This window comes from Variovorax sp. LjRoot175, from assembly GCF_964253805.1.
Classification (GTDB): Bacteria; Pseudomonadota; Gammaproteobacteria; order Burkholderiales; family Burkholderiaceae_C; genus Variovorax.
On record NZ_CAXURY020000001.1, the window covers coordinates 308,141 to 324,999 of the forward strand.

Annotated in this window: 18 protein-coding genes; 6 read left to right on the forward strand and 12 right to left on the reverse strand. The window is 68.3% G+C overall.

The annotated features are described in order from the left end of the window. The first annotated feature begins 61 nt into the window (after positions 1 to 61). The 4 genes from ACSQ89_RS01585 to ACSQ89_RS01600 all read left to right on the forward strand — a co-directional run bounded on the left by ACSQ89_RS01585 (position 62) and on the right by ACSQ89_RS01600 (position 3,865). Positions 62 to 982, forward strand: coding sequence for an SMP-30/gluconolactonase/LRE family protein (locus tag ACSQ89_RS01585; RefSeq protein ID WP_436292349.1), 921 nt, complete (start codon positions 62 to 64; stop codon positions 980 to 982). 29 nt (positions 983 to 1,011) lie between these two features. Further along, positions 1,012 to 2,109, forward strand: a complete 1,098-nt coding sequence (gene glcE, locus ACSQ89_RS01590; protein WP_436292350.1) for a glycolate oxidase subunit GlcE — start codon at positions 1,012 to 1,014, stop codon at positions 2,107 to 2,109. Positions 2,110 to 2,120: 11 nt separating this feature from the next. Beyond that, complete coding sequence (glcF, locus tag ACSQ89_RS01595) at positions 2,121 to 3,350, forward strand: glycolate oxidase subunit GlcF (protein ID WP_093104321.1); 1,230 nt, start codon at positions 2,121 to 2,123, stop codon at positions 3,348 to 3,350. Positions 3,351 to 3,436: 86 nt separating this feature from the next. Continuing rightward, positions 3,437 to 3,865, forward strand: a complete 429-nt coding sequence (locus ACSQ89_RS01600; protein WP_436292351.1) for a carboxypeptidase regulatory-like domain-containing protein — start codon at positions 3,437 to 3,439, stop codon at positions 3,863 to 3,865. Positions 3,866 to 3,878: 13 nt separating this feature from the next. On the opposite strand, the gene ACSQ89_RS01605 is transcribed toward ACSQ89_RS01600, so the two are convergent. From ACSQ89_RS01605 to lplT, 3 genes are read right to left on the reverse strand one after another with little or no spacing between them, the layout of a single operon-like run. Then, on the reverse strand, positions 3,879 to 4,364 hold the full coding sequence (locus tag ACSQ89_RS01605) for a glutathione peroxidase (protein WP_093104318.1): 486 nt from the start codon (positions 4,362 to 4,364) through the stop codon (positions 3,879 to 3,881). Continuing rightward, positions 4,361 to 5,269, reverse strand: a complete 909-nt coding sequence (locus tag ACSQ89_RS01610) for a DMT family transporter (RefSeq protein ID WP_436292352.1) — start codon at positions 5,267 to 5,269, stop codon at positions 4,361 to 4,363. The genes ACSQ89_RS01605 and ACSQ89_RS01610 overlap by 4 nt, the downstream gene beginning before the upstream one ends. 20 nt (positions 5,270 to 5,289) lie before the next feature. Next, a complete protein-coding gene (lplT, locus tag ACSQ89_RS01615; protein ID WP_093104315.1) occupies positions 5,290 to 6,594 on the reverse strand; it encodes a lysophospholipid transporter LplT in 1,305 nt (434 codons plus the stop codon). Between the two features lie 169 nt (positions 6,595 to 6,763). On the opposite strand from lplT, the gene alr reads away from it, so the two are divergent. Continuing rightward, positions 6,764 to 7,852 (forward strand): alanine racemase, encoded by a 1,089-nt coding sequence (gene alr / locus ACSQ89_RS01620; protein ID WP_093104666.1) that lies wholly within the window; start codon positions 6,764 to 6,766, stop codon positions 7,850 to 7,852. After that, the gene (locus ACSQ89_RS01625) at positions 7,849 to 8,568 is read left to right on the forward strand and encodes a hypothetical protein (protein WP_436292353.1); all 720 of its coding nucleotides are present in this window, start codon (positions 7,849 to 7,851) and stop codon (positions 8,566 to 8,568) included. The genes alr and ACSQ89_RS01625 overlap by 4 nt, the downstream gene beginning before the upstream one ends. Positions 8,569 to 8,582: 14 nt before the next feature. On the opposite strand, the gene ACSQ89_RS01630 is transcribed toward ACSQ89_RS01625, so the two are convergent. From ACSQ89_RS01630 to ACSQ89_RS01670, 9 genes are all read right to left on the reverse strand, one after another. Next, on the reverse strand, positions 8,583 to 9,560 hold the full coding sequence (locus ACSQ89_RS01630; RefSeq protein WP_436292354.1) for a 2-dehydropantoate 2-reductase: 978 nt from the start codon (positions 9,558 to 9,560) through the stop codon (positions 8,583 to 8,585). 3 nt (positions 9,561 to 9,563) lie between these two features. Continuing rightward, positions 9,564 to 10,352 (reverse strand): class II aldolase/adducin family protein, encoded by a 789-nt coding sequence (locus tag ACSQ89_RS01635; protein WP_436292355.1) that lies wholly within the window; start codon positions 10,350 to 10,352, stop codon positions 9,564 to 9,566. A gap of 19 nt (positions 10,353 to 10,371) precedes the next feature. Continuing rightward, a complete protein-coding gene (locus tag ACSQ89_RS01640; RefSeq protein ID WP_093104309.1) occupies positions 10,372 to 11,361 on the reverse strand; it encodes a Bug family tripartite tricarboxylate transporter substrate binding protein in 990 nt (329 codons plus the stop codon). A gap of 104 nt (positions 11,362 to 11,465) precedes the next feature. Continuing rightward, positions 11,466 to 12,275 (reverse strand): aldolase/citrate lyase family protein, encoded by an 810-nt coding sequence (locus ACSQ89_RS01645; RefSeq protein WP_436292356.1) that lies wholly within the window; start codon positions 12,273 to 12,275, stop codon positions 11,466 to 11,468. 9 nt (positions 12,276 to 12,284) lie between these two features. Continuing rightward, positions 12,285 to 13,088, reverse strand: coding sequence for a 2-oxo-hept-4-ene-1,7-dioate hydratase (hpaH, locus tag ACSQ89_RS01650; protein WP_093104305.1), 804 nt, complete (start codon positions 13,086 to 13,088; stop codon positions 12,285 to 12,287). Between the two features lie 9 nt (positions 13,089 to 13,097). Next, positions 13,098 to 13,502: a 5-carboxymethyl-2-hydroxymuconate Delta-isomerase gene (locus ACSQ89_RS01655; protein ID WP_093104304.1), complete on the reverse strand. Its 405-nt coding sequence runs from the start codon at positions 13,500 to 13,502 to the stop codon at positions 13,098 to 13,100. Between the two features lie 11 nt (positions 13,503 to 13,513). After that, entirely contained in the window at positions 13,514 to 14,389 is an 876-nt protein-coding gene (gene hpaD, locus ACSQ89_RS01660; protein ID WP_170855536.1) for a 3,4-dihydroxyphenylacetate 2,3-dioxygenase, read from the reverse strand. A 2-nt stretch (positions 14,390 to 14,391) separates the two neighbouring features. Continuing rightward, positions 14,392 to 15,849 (reverse strand): 5-carboxymethyl-2-hydroxymuconate semialdehyde dehydrogenase, encoded by a 1,458-nt coding sequence (gene hpaE, locus ACSQ89_RS01665; RefSeq protein WP_436292357.1) that lies wholly within the window; start codon positions 15,847 to 15,849, stop codon positions 14,392 to 14,394. A gap of 7 nt (positions 15,850 to 15,856) precedes the next feature. Next, positions 15,857 to 16,834 (reverse strand): Bug family tripartite tricarboxylate transporter substrate binding protein, encoded by a 978-nt coding sequence (locus tag ACSQ89_RS01670; protein ID WP_436292358.1) that lies wholly within the window; start codon positions 16,832 to 16,834, stop codon positions 15,857 to 15,859. Positions 16,835 to 16,859 lie beyond the last annotated feature (25 nt).

Sequence of the window (16,859 nt, forward strand, 5' to 3'; positions counted from 1 at the left end):
TGGATGTTCGGCCCGCGAGCGCTTCGGCGCGAGCGGGCTTTTTTTCGCCTAAGCTGGCGCCATGTGGACCACGCTCGACGACAGCCTCTGCCAGCTCGGTGAATCCCCGTTCTGGCATCCGCACGAACGCTCGCTCTACTGGCTCGACATTCCGGGCCGCGCCGTGCTGCGAACCCGCGGCGAGATCGGTGGCCACACGGTCGAGCGATGGCGTCTGCCCGCCGAGCCCGGCTGCATGGCGCCGGCTGTGAGCGGCGGCCTGGTGATCGCGCTGCGCGACGGCATCTACCGGGCACGCGAATGGGGCGGCCCGCTCTCGGTCATCGTGAACGTCGACCATGACGTGCGCACCATGCGCTTCAACGACGGCAAGTGCGACGCATGGGGCCGCTTCTGGGCCGGCACGCTGAACGAGGCCAAGGACCGGCCGAACGCTGCGCTCTACTGTCTCGACGCGCAGAGCGGCGATGCGCCGCAGCTCACGCAGATGGCGAACGAGGTCACCACCGGCAACGGCCTGGCCTTCTCGCTCGATGCCACGACGCTCTACTGGGCCGACACCGCGGCACACCGCGTGCGCGCCTGGGACTGGGCGGCGGAGGCCAATGCGCTCTCGCGCCCGCGCGTGTTCCGGCAGTTCGATGCCAAACCCGAGGGCTGGACGCCCGAGTCGCCGCTGCGCTACGAAGGCCGGCCCGACGGCGCCACCATCGACGCCGAGGGCCACTATTGGATTGCAATGTTCGAGGGCGGCCAACTGCTGCGCTTCGCGCCTTCGGGCGAGCAGGTGGATGCGCTTCCCACACCCGTGCAGTGCCCCACCATGCCTTGCTTCGGCGGCGACGATCTGCGGACCCTGTTCGTCACCAGCGCGCGGCGCGGCCGGCCGGCCGACGAGCTCGAACAGCGTCCTGCGTCCGGCCAGGTGCTCTCGATGCGTGTGGAAGTGTCAGGACTGCCCGTCCATTTCTTCACTGATTGAAGGGCATTGCGGGCTGTACGATCGGCCGCATGGATCCAGCCCTTCGCCAGATCGTCGAGCGCATCCGCGCCGCAGCCGCCGACGGCGCGCTTTTGCGCATCCGCGGCGGCGGCACCAAGGACTTCTATGGCGAACCGCCGCAGGGCGAGCCGCTTTCCACCGCCGCGCTCTCGGGCATCACGAGCTACGAGCCGAGCGAACTGGTCGTCACCGTGCGCGCCGGCGCACCGCTGGCGCAGCTCGAAGCCCTGCTGGCCGAACAGGGCCAGTGCCTGCCATTCGAGCCGCCGCATTTCGATGAAGGCGCAACGGTCGGTGGCATGGTCGCGGCGGGCCTGAGCGGCCCGGCGCGGGCCAGCGTCGGTGCGGTGCGCGACTATGTGCTGGGCGCCACCTTGATCAACGGCCGCGGCGAACTGCTCAGCTTCGGCGGCCAGGTCATGAAGAACGTCGCCGGCTACGACGTCTCGCGCGTGCTGGCCGGCTCGCTGGGGACGCTGGGCGTCATCGCCGATGTCAGCCTCAAGGTGCTGCCCGTTCCGCCCGCCGAAGCCACCCTCGCATTCGAATGCAACCAAGCCGATGCGCTGCGCCTGCTCAACGGCTGGGGCGGCCAGCCCTTGCCGCTCAACGCGAGCCGCTGGCTGGAAGAGGGCGATACAGGCCGGCTCTGGCTGCGATTGCGCGGCGCGGTGGCGGCGGTGGCGGCCGCCTGTGCCCACCTCGGCGGAGAGCGGCAAGACCCCGCGCAGGCCCAGGCCGAATGGCAGGCTGCGCGCGATCAACGCCTGCGATGGTTCGGCGCGCGCGCCGCGCGCGATCTGTGGCGCCTGTCGGTGCCGCAGGCCGCATCGGTCCTGGCGCTCGAGGGCTCGCCCCTGATCGAATGGCATGGCGCACAGCGCTGGTATCTGGCGTCGCCCGACGAGGGCCCGAAACTGCGCGCGGCAGCCCGCGCGGTCGGCGGGCATGCGACGCTGTTCATGCCCTCGGCCGAGCGTGGCCACCGCGTACTCGGCCGCTTCGACGCGCTGAGCCCGCCGCTCGCGCGCATTCACCGTGCGCTGATGCGAGAGTTCGACCCCCACGCCGTCTTCGATCGCGCACGGCTCTACCCCGCGGACTGACGCGTAGCCTCATGCAAACCGAACTCGCTCCCGAATTCCAGGGCACCGCCGACGGCCGCGAAGCCGAGGCGATCCTGCGCAAGTGCGTGCACTGCGGTTTCTGCACCGCCACCTGCCCGACCTACCAGCTGCTCGGCGACGAGCTCGACGGCCCGCGCGGACGCATCTACCTGATCAAGCAGGTGCTCGAAGGCAAAGCGCCGACGCGCAGCACGCAGCTGCATCTGGACCGCTGCCTCACCTGCCGCAACTGCGAAAGCACCTGCCCGAGCGGCGTGCAATACGGCCACTTGGTCGACATCGGCCGCAAGATCGTCGACGAGAAGGTGCCGCGTCCGGCCATGGAAAGCGCGCTGCGCTGGACCTTGAAGGAGGCGCTGCCTTCGCCGCTCTTCGGCCCCGCGATGAAGCTGGGCCAGTCGGTGCGCGGCCTGCTGCCGGCCAAGCTCCGGGCCAAGGTGCCGGCGCCTCAGCCGGCGGGCGTTTGGCCCATGCGCACGCATGCGCGCAAGATGCTGATGCTGGCCGGCTGCGTGCAGCCCTCGATGGCGCCCAACATCAACAGCGCCACGGCGCGCGTGCTCGACGCGGCCGGCATCGAGGCCGTGATCGCGCCCACCGCGGGCTGCTGCGGTGCGGTGAAGTTCCATCTCAACGACCACGACGGCGGCAAGGCCCAGATGCGCGCCAATATCGATGCCTGGTGGCCCTACGTCGAAGGCGGCGTGGTGGAGGCGATCGTGATGAACGCCTCGGGCTGCGGCGTCACCGTGCGCGAGTACGGCCACATCCTGCGCGAGGACCCGGCCTATGCGGCGAAGGCCGAACGCGTCAGCGCGCTCACGCGCGACCTGAGCGAGCTCTTGCCCGAACTCGTGCCGCTGTTGAAAGAGCGCGTCAACGCGCCGCCCGGCGTCGTCGCCTACCACCCGCCCTGCACGCTCCAGCATGGACAGAAGCTGCGCGGCGGCGTCGAAGCGAACCTGCGCGCACTGGGCTTCGACGTGCAGATCGCGATGAACGAATCGCACCTGTGCTGCGGCTCGGCCGGCACCTACTCGGTACTGCAGCCCGAATTGGCCTACCCGCTGCGCGACCGCAAGCTTGGCCACCTGAACCAGTTGAATCCCGAGACCATCGTCTCGGCCAACATCGGCTGCATCACGCATCTGCAAAGCGGCAGCGAGATCCCGGTGCGGCACTGGGTGGAACTGCTCGACGAGGCGCTTTCGGCGGCTTGATCGCACACGCCGAGGAGCTGTGGTCCGACCCGCCGGCGCACCGCTGGGCGCGACCATCTCCCATCGTTCATTTCGGGAGCTTGTCGATGCATACCTCCTTCCAATCCCTTCTTCTGCGCGGCGCCGTCGTCTGCGCGTGTGCCGCTGCGCCATGGATGGCGCAAGCCCAGTCCGTGGACGCCACGGCCATGCCGGCCATGAAGGTGCAGGGCAGCGCGCGCTTCGCGTGCGGCGGCATCGGCTCGGACGAATCCACGGCGATGCGCGCGGCGATGAAGGACCATCCGCTGTCGCTGCTGTTCGCGCGCGCGGACGGTGCCTACCTGGCCGAGATCGCGGTGACGATCAAGGATGCCAATGGCGCGACGGCGCTCGCGATGCGTGCGTCGGGGCCGGTGTGCCTGATCGACCTTCCCGCCGGCCGCTACACCGTCGAGGCAGCCACCGAAGGCATGACGAAGAGCCAGACCGTAACGCTCGGCCGCGGTTCGAAGACCGCGGACTTCCGATTCTGACGGTGCCCGGCGCTCAGGCCGTCAGTGCCGACTCGATGTCGCGCGTCATCGAGGCCGGCGTGTCGAGCGGCGCGTAGCGCTTGATCACCCGCCCGTCCTTGCCGACCAGGAACTTGGTGAAGTTCCATTTGATCGCGGTGCTGCCCAAGAGGCCCGGCGCTTCCTTGGTGAGCCATTTGTAGAGTGGCGTGGCACCGGAACCGTTGACCTCGATCTTCTCCATCATCGGAAAGCTCACGCCGTAGTTCTGGACGCAGAAGGCGCCGATCTCCTCGTTGCTGCCCGGGTCCTGGTTGCCGAACTGGTTGGAGGGAAAACCGAGCACCGCGAGGCCCTTGTCGGCGTACTTTTCGTGCAGCGCTTCGAGCCCCTCGAACTGCGGGGTGAAGCCGCACTTGCTGGCCGTGTTGACGATCAGCAGCACCTTGCCCTTGTACTTGGAGAGCGGCACGGCCTTGCCGTCGATCTGCCGGGCCTCGAAGTCGTAAACGCTGGTCATGGCATGTCCTTCAGGAGGGAAGTGCGTCGATCATCCTCGCCGTTGGGCGTTCGCGCAAACGACGACCACAGCGCCGCCAGCACGATCAACCCACCGCCGATCCAGATGCGGGTGTCCATCGTGCCCGCGCCGAGCGCCACCGACGAGACGCTCGCGAACAGCACTTCCGACAGCATGATGACCGCAGTGGCGCTGGCCGTGAGGCGCGCGGCGCCGTACTGCAGGCAGAAGTTGGCGAAGACGAAGCCCGCACCCAGCAAAGCGGCCCAGCCCAGCCAGCCGGGCGCGGCCGCGAGCGGCGGCGGCGCCGCGATGGCGCCGAGCGCGGTGCCGGCCAGCGCGGTCGCGCCGGCCACCAGCGCACAGCCGCCGAACACGGCAAGCGCGCGCGACTCGGCGGCTGCTGCGCGCAGCCGGCGCAGCAGGATATTGGTCACCGAGAAGCTGAAGCCTGCCGTGACGCCGAGCCAGTCCGCGAGGCTTGCGGGCACCGGCCAGTCGACCTCGGGCGTCTTGAGCACCACCGCCACGCCCACCAGCGCCAGCGCCACGCGCGCGAGCACCGCGGGCGTCGGGCGCTCGCCGAGAAAGATCCAGGCCAGCAGCACGCTCCACAGCGGCATCAGATAGAAAAGCAGCACCACGCGCACCACATCGCCCGCTGTCACCGCCCAGTTGAAGCACAGGTTGGTGAGGCCGGCTGCCAGCCCGAGCAGCACCAGGGCCGGATGCACGGAGAAAGCCTGCCACGCATGCCGGCGCAGCCACCCCATCGCCACGAAGATCAGCGCATAGATCAGTGCCGTGGCCCAGACCGGATGCAGGCCGTGGGATTCGATCTGGCGGAAGGGGAACCAGGAAACGCCCCACACGAAGGCGTTGAAGACGAGCGCGAGTGCCGGCAAAACAGTCAGGCCCGGTCAGGTCAATGGTGTTTGTCGCTGCGTGCGATGGCGAGGAGGTGCTCGACCTCCTCGGGGTATTGGCGCAGGTTGTTCTTGTGCCAGCGCTTGATGAGCCACATGAAACCGGCCACCACGAGCCCGAAGGCGGTGATGGCCCAGTAGGCCGAGAGGCCGAAGCCGGTGCAGGCGCTATAGAACGCGCCGAGGATCAGAATGCTGGCGTTCTCGTTGAAGTTCTGCACCGCGATCGAACGGCCGGCGCCCATCAGGTTATGGCCGCGGTGCTGCAGCAGCGCATTCATGGGCACCACCAGGAAGCCCCCGAGTCCGCCCAGCAGAATCAGGAACGGCACTGCCACCCAGAGGTTGCCAATGGCGTTCATCCCGATCAGCAACAGGCCCATGCTGATGCCCAGCGGGATCACGCGGGTCGCCATGTCGAGCCGCATGCGAAGAGAAGCGACGATCGCGCCGATCGCGGTGCCGATCGCGACCACGCCGGTCAACGCGGAGGCTTGCGCCGTGTTGTAGCCGAGCGCCAGCGAGGCCCAGGCCAGCACGATGTACTTGAGATTGCCGCCCGCACCCCAGAACAAGGTCGTCGTCGACAGCGAGATCTGGCCGAGCTTGTCGCGCCAGAGCCGCGAGTTGCAGTGCCAGAAATCGGGCAAGAGCGCGGCCAGATTGCGCACGAAGCCGTGCTGCGGATTGGCGCGCAGCGGCCGCATCTCGACGCCGGTGTGGGGGATGCGGGTGTTGAACCAGGCGGCCAGCATGTAGACGAAGATCAGTGCCGCGATCGCGGCCTCGGGTGCCGTGTCGATGCCGGTGTCCACCACGGGCAGGTCGATCGCGAGCAGCTGGGTCGACAGCGCATGGCCCACCAGCTGCCCGCCGAGCACGATGCCCAGGATGATCGAGGCGATGGTCAGGCCCTCGATCCAGCCGTTGGCCTTGACCAGTTGGGAGGCCGGCAGCAGCTCGGTCAGGATGCCGTACTTGGCCGGCGAATAGGCTGCGGCGCCCAAGCCGACGACTGCATAGGCCAGCAGCGGATGCGTGCCGAACAGCATCATCAGGCAGCCCACCACCTTGATCGCGTTGCTGATGAACATGACCCGGCCCTTGGGCAAAGCATCGGCGAAGGCACCGACCAGCGGCGCCAGCGCGACATAGAAGATGGTGAAGATCGGCACCAGCGCCGCGCGCTGCCACTCGGGCGCGCCGTTGCTCCGCATGAGTTCCACCGCTGCAACGAAAAGCGCGTTGTCGGCCAGCGACGAAAAGAACTGGGCCGACATGATGGTGTAGAAACCGCGCTTCATCGATGGGCTGGCTGGCCAGAGAATGGGGCTGCTGGCGATAGTGGAAAAAGGCCGCGGTACTGGCGGAATGCGCGGTTATAGCATGGGGGTGCAGTGTCAAAATGACGCCACACGCCGGCTTTTGCGGCGTGGTCGTGCGAATGTTTTCAGCTCAGCCATCGGGTTCATCGTGCCTCGTCCCATCCTCGCCACCATCCATACCGCGGCCTTGCGCCACAACCTCGATCGCGCCCGCCGCTCGGCGCTCGAAGCCCGCGTCTGGGCCGTCGTCAAGGCCAATGCCTACGGGCACGGCATCGAGCGCGTGTTCGACGCCTTTCGCGGCGCCGACGGCTTCGCGCTGCTCGACCTGGCCGAGGCCGAACGCGTGCGCGCGCTCGGTTGGCGCGGGCCGGTGCTGCTGCTCGAAGGCGTGTTCGAGCCGCGCGACCTCGAACTCTGCTCGCGGCTCGATCTCTGGCACACGGTGCACTGCGACGCGCAGATCGACATGCTGGCCGCCCACAAGACGCAGGTGCCGCAGCGCGTGTTCCTGAAGATGAATTCGGGCATGAACCGGCTGGGCTTCACGCCCGAGCGCTTCCGCTCGGCCTGGACGCGCCTGAACGCGCTGCCGCAGGTCGACGAGATCTCCTTGATGACGCACTTCAGCGATGCCGACGGCAGTCGCGGCATCGACCACCAGCTCGAGGTGTTCGAGCACACCACGCAAGACCTGCCGGGCGAACGCTCGATCGCCAACAGCGCCGCCACGCTGCGCCACGCGAGAATCGCGCGGGCCGACTGGGTGCGCCCCGGCATCCTGCTCTACGGCAGCGCGCCCGACTTCCCCGAACACGACGCGGCGCACTGGCAGCTGCAGCCGGCGATGACGCTTTCCACGCGGCTGATCTCGGTGCAGACCTTGAAGGCCGGCGACACCATCGGCTACGGCTCCCGCTTCACGGCCGACGGGCCGCTCAACGTCGGCGTGGCCGCGGTCGGCTATGCCGACGGCTATCCGCGCCACTGCGACACCGGCACGCCGGTGCTGGTGAACGGCGTGCGCACGCGCATGGTGGGCCGCGTCAGCATGGACATGATCACCGTCGATCTCACGCCGGTGCCGGATGCCGCTCTCGGCAGCGAGGTCACGCTCTGGGGCCGCGCCTCGAACGGCACGCTGCTGCCCATCGACGAGGTCGCGCAGGCCGCCGGCACGGTCGGCTACGAACTCATGTGCGCCGTCGCGCCGCGGGTGCCAACGGCTGTCGATTGAAGGTCCTTTCCAACTGGCGCTCGGTACGCCTCTGGGAAACGCAGGTCGAGCGCGACCTGCATCGCAACTACCACCTTCGCACGCACGGCCTCCTGATCGGCAGCTTCACGCTGCTCCTGATGTGGCTGGTCTCGTACCTTCAGATGCACGCCGGTGTCGACTCGCTGGCGCTGCGCTATTTCGTGACGCTCGGCGTCGGCTACCTGGGCTACCTGCTGGTGCTGCGCTGGTGGGCGGCGATGCTGGTGCGGCAGAACAAGCAGCTCAACCTCGATGTGCCGGACCCCGGCATCGGCGACTGGCCTTCGGGGCAGAGCGCGATGGCCGATCTCGATGCGGGCGGCGTCGGCGACTTGGCCGGCGGCGCGCTCGAGGCCGCGGCCGGGGCCGACGAGGGCGCGGTCATCGTGGTGCCGGTGGTCGCGATCTTCCTGATCGGGGTGGCGATCGTGTTCGGTGCCGGCGCGCTGGCGCTGCTCTACTTCGGCTCGGAGGCGCTGCTCGCGGTGGCGATCGAAGTCGCCTTCTCCTATGTGTCGGCCCGTGCCGCGGTGCGTGTGGCCCGCGAGGGCTGGCTCACGGCGGCGGTGCGGCTGACCTGGAAGCCGCTGCTCGGCGCCTTGTTCTGCGCCGTGGTGCTGGGCGCGGTGCTGGACCGCTTCATGCCGCAGGTGAACTCGCTGCCCGAGGCGGTGCGCGTGCTGAAGAAAGGCTGAGGCAGCGCCTCAGCTCAATAGAGGCCGAGCTGCCGCGCGCGCAGGCGCGCCAGGCCCAGCAGTGCGTCGGTGAAGGGCGTTTCCACCTTGGCGAGCTGCCCCAGCTCGCGCACCACCGACACCAGCGCATCGAGCTCGACCGCACGGCCGGCCTCGACGTCCTGCAGCATCGAGGTCTTGAAGGCGCCCAGCTTGCGCGTGACCACGTGCCGGTCTTCGGGGCTCTCGGCGATCGGGATGCCGATGCGCGCGCCGATCTCCTTGGCCTCGAGCATGATGGTCGAGATGAAGCCGCGCACCAGGTCGTCGCCGAGGATCAGGTCGGTGGTGGCGCCCGTGATCGCGCTGATCGGGTTGACCGTCATGTTGCCCCAGAGCTTGTACCAGACTTCCTTCTGGATCTGCGCGGAGAGACGGGCCTCGAAGCCCGCCTGCTTCAGCAGCGCCTCGAGCCGCGTCGCGCGTGGCGTCGCCTCGCCCGAGGGCTCGCCGATGATCAGCCCGTTGCCGAAGTGATGCCGCACCACGCCGGGCGCATCGAGCGAACAGCTCGCATGTACCACGCAGCCGATCACGTGCTGCGCTGGAATCGCCTCGCCGATCTTTCCGCCCGGGTCCACGGCCTGCAATCGCGTACCGGCCAGGCTGCCGCCGAAGCCGCCCTGCAGGAACCACCAGGGCACGCCGTTCATCGCGGTCAACACGATGGTGTCGGGGCCGAGCAGCGGCGCGATCTGCGCTGCCACGGCCTGCAGCGCCGGCGCCTTGACGGCAATCACCACCAGGTCCTGCTCGCCCAGCGTCGCGGGGTCGGCCACCGCATTCACCGGCACGCGCGTGCGCTGCTCGCCGCGCATCACGAAGAGCCCGTCGCGCTGCAGCGCTTCGAGCGTCGCGCCGCGCGCGACCACGTTGAGCCGGTTGCCCGCCTGCGCGAGGCCGGCGCCGATCCATCCGCCGATCGCGCCGGCGCCGTAGATGCAGACTTTCATGGTTCAGTACTTGTAGGAATCGTCGATGCGGTCGACCTGGCGCACCAGCGCGTCGAACACGTCCTGCCCGCCGCCGTGCTTGGGATTGAACTGCAGCGCGTCGCGCGTGCACTTGCGCGCGATGTCTTCCGGCACCGGAATCGCCGCGCCCATGGAGAAGGTCGCCATCTGGATCTCGCAGGCGCGCTGCAGGGTCCAGAGAATCGCAAACGTCTGCGGCAGCGTCTGGCCCCAGGCCAGCAGACCGTGGTTGCGCAGGATCACGGCCGGCTTGTTGCCGATGCTCTTCAGGAGCCGCGGCCCTTCGTCGGCATGGATCGTGATGCCCTCGAAGTCGTGGTATGCCACCATGTCGTGCAACTGCGCGGTGTAGAAGTTGGTCTGCGCGAGGCCGCCCTGCAGGCAGGCCACGGCCACGCCGGCTGTGGTGTGCGTGTGCATCACGCAGTGGGCATCGGGCAGGCCGTCGTGGATCGCGGCATGCACCGTGAAGCCGGCCGGGTTGACCGGATGCGGCGAGCCGTCGAGCACCTTGCCCTGCAGATCGATCTTGACCAGGTTGCCGGCCGTGACCTCGCTGTAGTGCAGGCCGAAGGGATTGATCAGGAACTGCTTCTGGCCACCCGTCACGCTGTCGGGCAGCCGCACCGTGATGTGGTTGTAGATCATCTCGGTCCAGCCCAGCATCGCGAACACGCGGTAGCAGGCGGCGAGCTGCAGGCGCGCCTCCTGTTCGTCGGGATGGATGGCGGAGCGGGCCGGCGTGGCCGGCGCAGCGAGATGGGAGTTCATAAGCAGTTCCTTTTCATGTCTAGCCTTCAGCGGTGAAGCCGACCTGCTTGACGATCGGCGCCCACTTGGCGGTGTCTTTCTTGATCAGCTCGGTCAGCTCTGCGGGCGTCGAGGACATGGCTTCGAGGCCGAAGGTCGACAGGCCGTCGATCACTTCCTTGGTGGCCAGCGCCGTCTTCATCGCGCCGTTCAGGCGTGCCACCACTTCGGGCGATGCCTTGGCGGGCAGAAAGAACGCGAACCACTCGCTGTGCGCCATGTCCTTGATGCCCTGCTCGCCGAAGGTCGGCACCTCGGGCGCGAAGCGGCTGCGCTTGCTGCCCGAGACGCCGAGGATGCGCACCTTGCCCGTCGGCAGGTGCTGCGAGATGTCGCCGATCGGTCCCGACACGGCGGAGATGTTGCCGCCCAGCAGGTCGAGCATCGCCGGCTGGGTGCCGCGGTAGGCCGCATGCTTGAGTTCCACGCCGGCGCTCTTGCCCAGCAGCGCGCCGATGAAGTGCGGTGTCGAGCCGGCGGCCGGCGAGCCGTAGTTGGCGCCGGTCGGATTGGCCTTGGCCCAGACGAGGAACTCCGGCACCGTCTTCACGCTGGCCGGCACGGCCGGGCCGACCGCGAAGCCGAAGTCGAAGATGCAGGCGACCGTCACCGGCGTCAGGTCGACGAGCGGCTCGTACGGCAGCTTCTTGTAGATGTGCGGGTAGATGGTGAGGATCGAGGTCGGCGTCTGCAGGATGGTCGCGCCGTCGGCCGGCTGGCTCTTGACGTAGGTCACCGCGATCTGGCCGCCGGCGCCGGTGCGGTTCTCGACCACGGCCGCGTTGGCGTAGCCCGGCGCCAGCTTGGTGGCGACGCGGCGGCACAGCGTGTCGGAAGTGCCGCCGGCGGCAAAGCCGGTGATGAGCTTGGTGGTCTCGATCTGCTGCTGCGCGAAGGCTTGCTGGCCGATGCTCGCGAGCAGTGCCGAGGCGCCGGTGGTTTGCAGCAGGTGGCGGCGGGTGAAATTCATGGTGGCGATGTCTCCAAGGTGAGTGGCGCCTCGGGGTTGGGGCGCACGGTGAGCGCGTATTCTTCCAGCAAGCCGCCGCGCCGCAGCTCCGCGTTTACCTCCAATCAGTAGGTCTTGCTCGCCGGCAGCGCCTGCGCGTTGTCCTTGAAGCGCGAGGCGAGCGCACTGGTGCTGCGCGCCAGCAGATTGGTGTCGAGGCCGACCGCGACGAAGAGGGCGCCGAGTTCGAGGTACTTGCGCGCCTGCGCCTCGTCGGGCGTCAGGATGCCGGCGGCCTTGCCGGCGCGGTTGATGCGCGCGATCGCATCCTCGATCGCCGCCTGCACCTCGGGGTGGTCCGGATTGCCGACGTGACCCAGCGATGCCGAGAGGTCCGCTGGGCCGATGAAGACGCCGTCGATGCCGTCCACGGCCGCGATGGCATCCAGGTTGGCCAGCGCCTCGCGCGTCTCGGCCTGCACCAGCAGGCAGACCTGCTCGTTGGCTTCCTTGGCATAGGCCGGGTAGCGGCCCCAGCGCGAAGCGCGCGCACCGCCCATGCCGCGGATGCCGTGCGGCGGATAGCGCATCGCGCGCGCGATCGCCTGCGCCTGCTCGGGCGTGTCGACCATCGGCACCAGGATGGTTTGCAGGCCGAGGTCCAGGTACTGCTTGATCAGCGCCGTGCCGACGTCGCCATGGCCGACCGGCACGCGCGCGATCGCGTTGGCGCCGGGGTAGGCGGCGATCGCCTGCGCCTGCTGCAGCACGCTGCGCAGGCCGTTGGGCGAATGCTCGCCGTCGATCAAGAGCCAGTCGAAGCCGGCGCCGGCGCAGATCTCGGCGCAGTAGGCATCGGCGAGGCCGAGCCAGAGGCCGATTTGCACGCGCTTCTCGGCGAGGGCTTGCTTGAAGGGGTTCGTGGGGGTTTGCATGGTCGGCTTTCAGGTGAAGCGGAACGAGATCGAGCCCAAGGGGCCGTAGTCCGCATGGAAGGTATCTCCGGGCAGTCCGGTGGTCGGACGCGTGAACGAGCCGCCGAGCACCACCTCGCCGGGCTCCAGGCATTCGCCCCAGGGCGCGAGCTTGTTGGCGAGCCAGGCCACGCCGGTGGCCGGGTGGTTGAGCACGGCGGCGGCCACGCCCGATTCCTCGATCACGCCGTTCTTGTAGAGCAGGGCGCTGACCCAGCGCAGGTCGACCGCGTCGGGCTTGACCGGCCGTCCGCCGGTCACGATGCCGGCGTTGGCCGCGTTGTCGGCGATGGTGTCGAAGACGCGGCGTGGCGCCTTGGTCTCGCGGTCGAACTGCTCGATGCGCGCATCGATGATCTCGATCGCTGGCACCACGTAGTCGGTGGCCGCGAGCACGTCGAAGATGCTCACGTGCGGCCCCTGCAGCCGCCTGCCGAGCACGAAGGCCAGCTCGACCTCGATGCGCGGCGCGATGAAGCGCGTGAACGGGATGTCGCCGCCCTGCTCGAAGAACATGTCGTCCAAGAGCGTGCCGTAGTCGGGCTCGGTGATCTGGCTGGACAGCTGCATCGCGCGCGAGGTGAGGCCGATCTTGTGGCCCTTGACCACGCGTCCTTCGGCCAGCTTGGTCTTCACCCATTCGCGCGAGATCGCGTAGCCGTCCTCGACCGTCATCTCGGGAAAGCGCCGGGAGAAGTGCTGCAGCTGCACGCGCGACTTCTCGCTTTCGTGCAGCTCGGCGGCGAGCTGCTGGATGATCTTCTTGTCGAGCATGCGTGGCGGCTATTTGTTGAAGAGAGGATGCAGGTTGCCGCACTTGCCGTCGTAGACCTGGCCGGGCGCTTCGTCGATCTGCAGCGTGATGCCGACGTGCCGCTTCGCGAGCAGCGGCTCGAAATGCGTCTTCACCCTTTCCAGCAAGGCGTCGCCGATGCGCTTCTTCACTGCTTCGCTGCGTCCCGTCGCCATGCGCACGTTGAGGTAGACGAAGGCGTAGTCGCCCTTGCCGTCGGCCACCGCATGGTGCGCTGCCGGAAAGGCCAGCACGCGCGTGCCGCCGGTCGGATAGACCTGCCGGCCCTCGTCGTCGCGCTGTTCGAGCATGGCGTCGGCCATCGTGCGGCACAGCGCCGTCATGTCGGTCTCGCGCTCGATGTTTGGGGTGTAGAGGATCACCAGATGCGGCATCTTTCTTTTCCTCAGGCGGTGGCCGGTGCAGGCAGCGGCGTGACCGGAAAGATCGCATTGATCTGCCCCGTCCCCGAGCTGCCGAAATAAGGCGTGACGATCTCCACCGGCGCCGTGTAGCGGTCCCAGCCCAGCAGGCCGAGCAGCATGGCCGTGTCGTGCATGTCGCCTTCGCCCCAGCACTTGTCGGCATACATCGGCAGCATGCCGACGAAGGTCTTCCATTCACCGGCTTCCCAGAGCTGGACCACGCGGCGGTCGACCTGCTCGAGGAAAGGATCGTAGACCTTGTGCATGAACTCGGGCGCGCGGCCGTTGTCGGCGAAATGATGCGACAGCGAGCCGCTGGCGAACACCGCCACCGTGCCCTCGTAGCGTTCCTCGATGGCGCGCCGCACCGCGAGGCCGAAGCGGCCGGATTCGTGCAGGTCGTGCCAGTCGCACCAGCCGCTGATGCTGATCACCTTGTAGTGCTGGTCGGCGTTCATGTAGCGCATCGGCACCAGCGTGCCGTATTCGAGTTCGAGCGTGGTGTCGCTGTGGGCGCGGCTCTTCACGCCCATCTCGTTGGCCACGTCGGCGATCAGGTGGCCCAGCGCCGGGTTGCCCGGGTAGGCATAGGGCATGTTCTTGATGAAGTGCGGCAGCTCGTTGCTGGTGTAGGTGCCGCCGAACTGCGGGCCGCAGTTGATGTGGTATTCGCTGTTGACCTGCCAGTGCACGTCGAAGACCACGATGGTGTCCACGCCCAGTTCGCGGCAGCGGCGGTCGATTTCCTTGTGGCCGTTGATCGCCGCCTCGCGGCAGCCGAAGTTCGGGCCGGGGAATTCCGACAGGTACATCGACGGCACATGCGTGATCTTGGCTGCGAGTGCGAGCGTGCCCATGGTCAGACTCCCCAGTGAGGGATGTGATGCGAACCCAGCGAGACTGCGACGTTCTTCGGCTCGCAGAAAACCTCGTAGCTCCACGTGCCGCCTTCGCGCCCGGTGCCCGAGGCCTTGGTGCCGCCGAAGGGCTGGCGCAGGTCTCTGACGTTCTGGCTGTTGACGAAGCACATGCCGGCTTCGACCGCGGCCGCGACGCGGTGCGCGCGGCCGATGTTCTCGGTCCAGACGTAGCTGCTCAATCCATATTGGATGTCGTTGGCCAGGCGGATCGCATCGGCCTCGTCCTTGAAGGGAATGAGGCAGGCGACGGGGCCGAAGATCTCGTCCTGCGCGATCTTCATGCGGTTGTCGACATCGGCGAAGACGGTGGGCATCACATAGTTGCCTTTCTTCACGCGGTCCGGCAGTTGCGGCGCTTCGAGCCCGCCGCACAAAAGCGTCGCACCTTCCTTCGGGCCGAGCTCGATGTAGCTGCGCACCTTGGCCAGGTGGGCCTGCGAGATCATCGGGCCGACGATGGTCGCTTCATGAAGCGGATCGCCGACCGCGATGCGCTTCGCGCGCTCGGCGAACCTCGCGGCGAAGTCGGCATAGATCGACTGCTGCACCAGGATGCGCGAGCCGGCCGTGCAGCGCTCGCCGTTGTTGCTGAAGATCATGAACACGGCCGCGTCGAGCGCGCGCTCGAGGTTCGCGTCCTCGAAGATCACGAAGGGGCTCTTGCCGCCGAGCTCCATGCTGAACTTCTTCAGGCCCGCACTCTTGACGATGCGGTTGCCCGTGGCCGTGGAGCCGGTGAAGGAGATGGCGCGCACATCCGGATGCGCCACCAGCGGCTCGCCCGCGTCCTTGCCGTAGCCGTGCACCAGGTTCAGCACACCGGGCGGGATGCCGGCCTCGAGCGCCAGCTCGCCGAGCCGCGCGGCCGTGAGCGGCGAGAGCTCGCTCATCTTCAACACCGCGGTGTTGCCGAAGGCCAGGCAGGGTGCGACCTTCCAGGTGGCGGTCATGAAGGGCACGTTCCACGGCGATATCAGCGCGCACACGCCGACCGGATGGAACAGCGTGTAGTTGAGGTGTGTCTCGGTCGGGTAGGTGTGGCCGTCCACGCGCGTGCACATCTCGGCGAAGTAGTAGAAGTTGTCGGCCGCGCGCGGCACCAGCTGCTTGCCGGTCTGCGCGATGACCTGGCCGCAGTCGTCGGTCTCGGTGCGCGCGAGCTCGGGCACGTGGGCGGCGATCAGGTCGCCCAGCTTGCGGATCAGCTTGGCGCGCTGCGGCGCGGGCATGCCGGCCCATTTGGGAAAGGCTTCCTTGGCGGCCGCGACGGCCGCGTTCACTTCGGCTTCGCCGCCCGCGGCGACCTCGGCCAACACCTCCTGCGTGGCCGGGTTGACGGTCTGGAAGTAGTCGCGGCCGGCGACCGGCTTGCCGTCGATGAGGTGGTCGATCTTCATGAGGGTCCTAGTCCAGCTTGATGTCGCGTGCCTTGATCAGCGCGTGCCACTTCTTGCGCTCCGCCTCGGTGTAGCGGGTCATCGCGGCGGCGTCGGCGGGGGTTGCATCCCATCCGGCGTCGAAGAGCTTCTGCCGCACGCCGGCGTCGCTCACCGCCTTCTGCAGCTCGGCGCCGAGCCGGGCCTGCACGTCCTTGGGCGTGGCCGCCGGCGCGACGAGGCCTTGCCAGGCATAGGCCTCGACGCCCGCGTAGCCGAGCTCTTTCGCCGTCGGCACGTTGGGCAGTTGCGGCATGCGTTCGGCCGACAGGGCGATCAGCGGCGTGATCTTGCCGGCCTTGACCGCGCTGACGCCGCTGGGCAGGTCGAGCACGATCAGCGGCACCTGCCCGGCCATCAGGTCCTGCATGGCCGGCGCGCCGCCCTTGTAGGGCACGTGGAGCAGGGAGACGCCCGCCTCGCGCTGGAACAGCTCGAGCGCGAGGTGGTGCGGGCTGCCGTTGCCGGGCGTTCCGATGCTGTACTTGCCCGGCGAGCGCTTGAGCTCGGCGAGCAGCGCCTTGGCGTCGGCGAAGCCGGCATTGGGGCCGGCCGTGATGACCAGCGCCGAGCGGCCCATCATGGCGAGCAGCGCAAAGTCCTTCTCGGGGTCGTAGGGCAGCTTCTTGTAGAGCGCGGGGTTGTAGACCAGCACGCCGTTGTCGGCCGAGAACACGGTGTAGCCGTCGGCCGGTGCGCGGGCCACGTGCTCGGACGCGATGATGGCGCCGGCGCCCGGGCGGTTGTCGACCAGTACTGGCTGGCCGAGCTGCTGCGACAACTGGGCGCCGGCGGTGCGCGCGAGGAAATCGGTGCCTCCGCCGGCCGGGTAGCCGACCACCCAGCGCACGGGCTTGTTCGGATAGGGCTGCGCTGCAGCGCCGGCGGCGAAGACGGAAGCGCCCAATGCCACCAGGGCCGTCGCCAGCCAGGACTTCTTGACCATGTCGTCTCCTTCGTGATGTGTTCTT

What these genes read in the sequence shown, in the direction of transcription:
- ACSQ89_RS01585 (WP_436292349.1), top strand. Translation starts at nt 62, where the DNA reads ATGTGGACCACGCTCGACGACAGCCTCTGCCAGCTCGGTGAATCCCCG.
- glcE (WP_436292350.1), top strand. Translation starts at nt 1,012, where the DNA reads ATGGATCCAGCCCTTCGCCAGATCGTCGAGCGCATCCGCGCCGCAGCC.
- glcF (WP_093104321.1), top strand. Translation starts at nt 2,121, where the DNA reads ATGCAAACCGAACTCGCTCCCGAATTCCAGGGCACCGCCGACGGCCGC.
- ACSQ89_RS01600 (WP_436292351.1), top strand. Translation starts at nt 3,437, where the DNA reads ATGCATACCTCCTTCCAATCCCTTCTTCTGCGCGGCGCCGTCGTCTGC.
- ACSQ89_RS01605 (WP_093104318.1), bottom strand. Translation starts at nt 4,364, where the DNA reads ATGACCAGCGTTTACGACTTCGAGGCCCGGCAGATCGACGGCAAGGCC.
- lplT (WP_093104315.1), bottom strand. Translation starts at nt 6,594, where the DNA reads ATGAAGCGCGGTTTCTACACCATCATGTCGGCCCAGTTCTTTTCGTCG.
- ACSQ89_RS01630 (WP_436292354.1), bottom strand. Translation starts at nt 9,560, where the DNA reads ATGAAAGTCTGCATCTACGGCGCCGGCGCGATCGGCGGATGGATCGGC.
- ACSQ89_RS01635 (WP_436292355.1), bottom strand. Translation starts at nt 10,352, where the DNA reads ATGAACTCCCATCTCGCTGCGCCGGCCACGCCGGCCCGCTCCGCCATC.
- ACSQ89_RS01640 (WP_093104309.1), bottom strand. Translation starts at nt 11,361, where the DNA reads ATGAATTTCACCCGCCGCCACCTGCTGCAAACCACCGGCGCCTCGGCA.
- ACSQ89_RS01645 (WP_436292356.1), bottom strand. Translation starts at nt 12,275, where the DNA reads ATGCAAACCCCCACGAACCCCTTCAAGCAAGCCCTCGCCGAGAAGCGC.
- hpaH (WP_093104305.1), bottom strand. Translation starts at nt 13,088, where the DNA reads ATGCTCGACAAGAAGATCATCCAGCAGCTCGCCGCCGAGCTGCACGAA.
- ACSQ89_RS01655 (WP_093104304.1), bottom strand. Translation starts at nt 13,502, where the DNA reads ATGCCGCATCTGGTGATCCTCTACACCCCAAACATCGAGCGCGAGACC.
- hpaD (WP_170855536.1), bottom strand. Translation starts at nt 14,389, where the DNA reads ATGGGCACGCTCGCACTCGCAGCCAAGATCACGCATGTGCCGTCGATG.
- hpaE (WP_436292357.1), bottom strand. Translation starts at nt 15,849, where the DNA reads ATGAAGATCGACCACCTCATCGACGGCAAGCCGGTCGCCGGCCGCGAC.
- ACSQ89_RS01670 (WP_436292358.1), bottom strand. Translation starts at nt 16,834, where the DNA reads ATGGTCAAGAAGTCCTGGCTGGCGACGGCCCTGGTGGCATTGGGCGCT.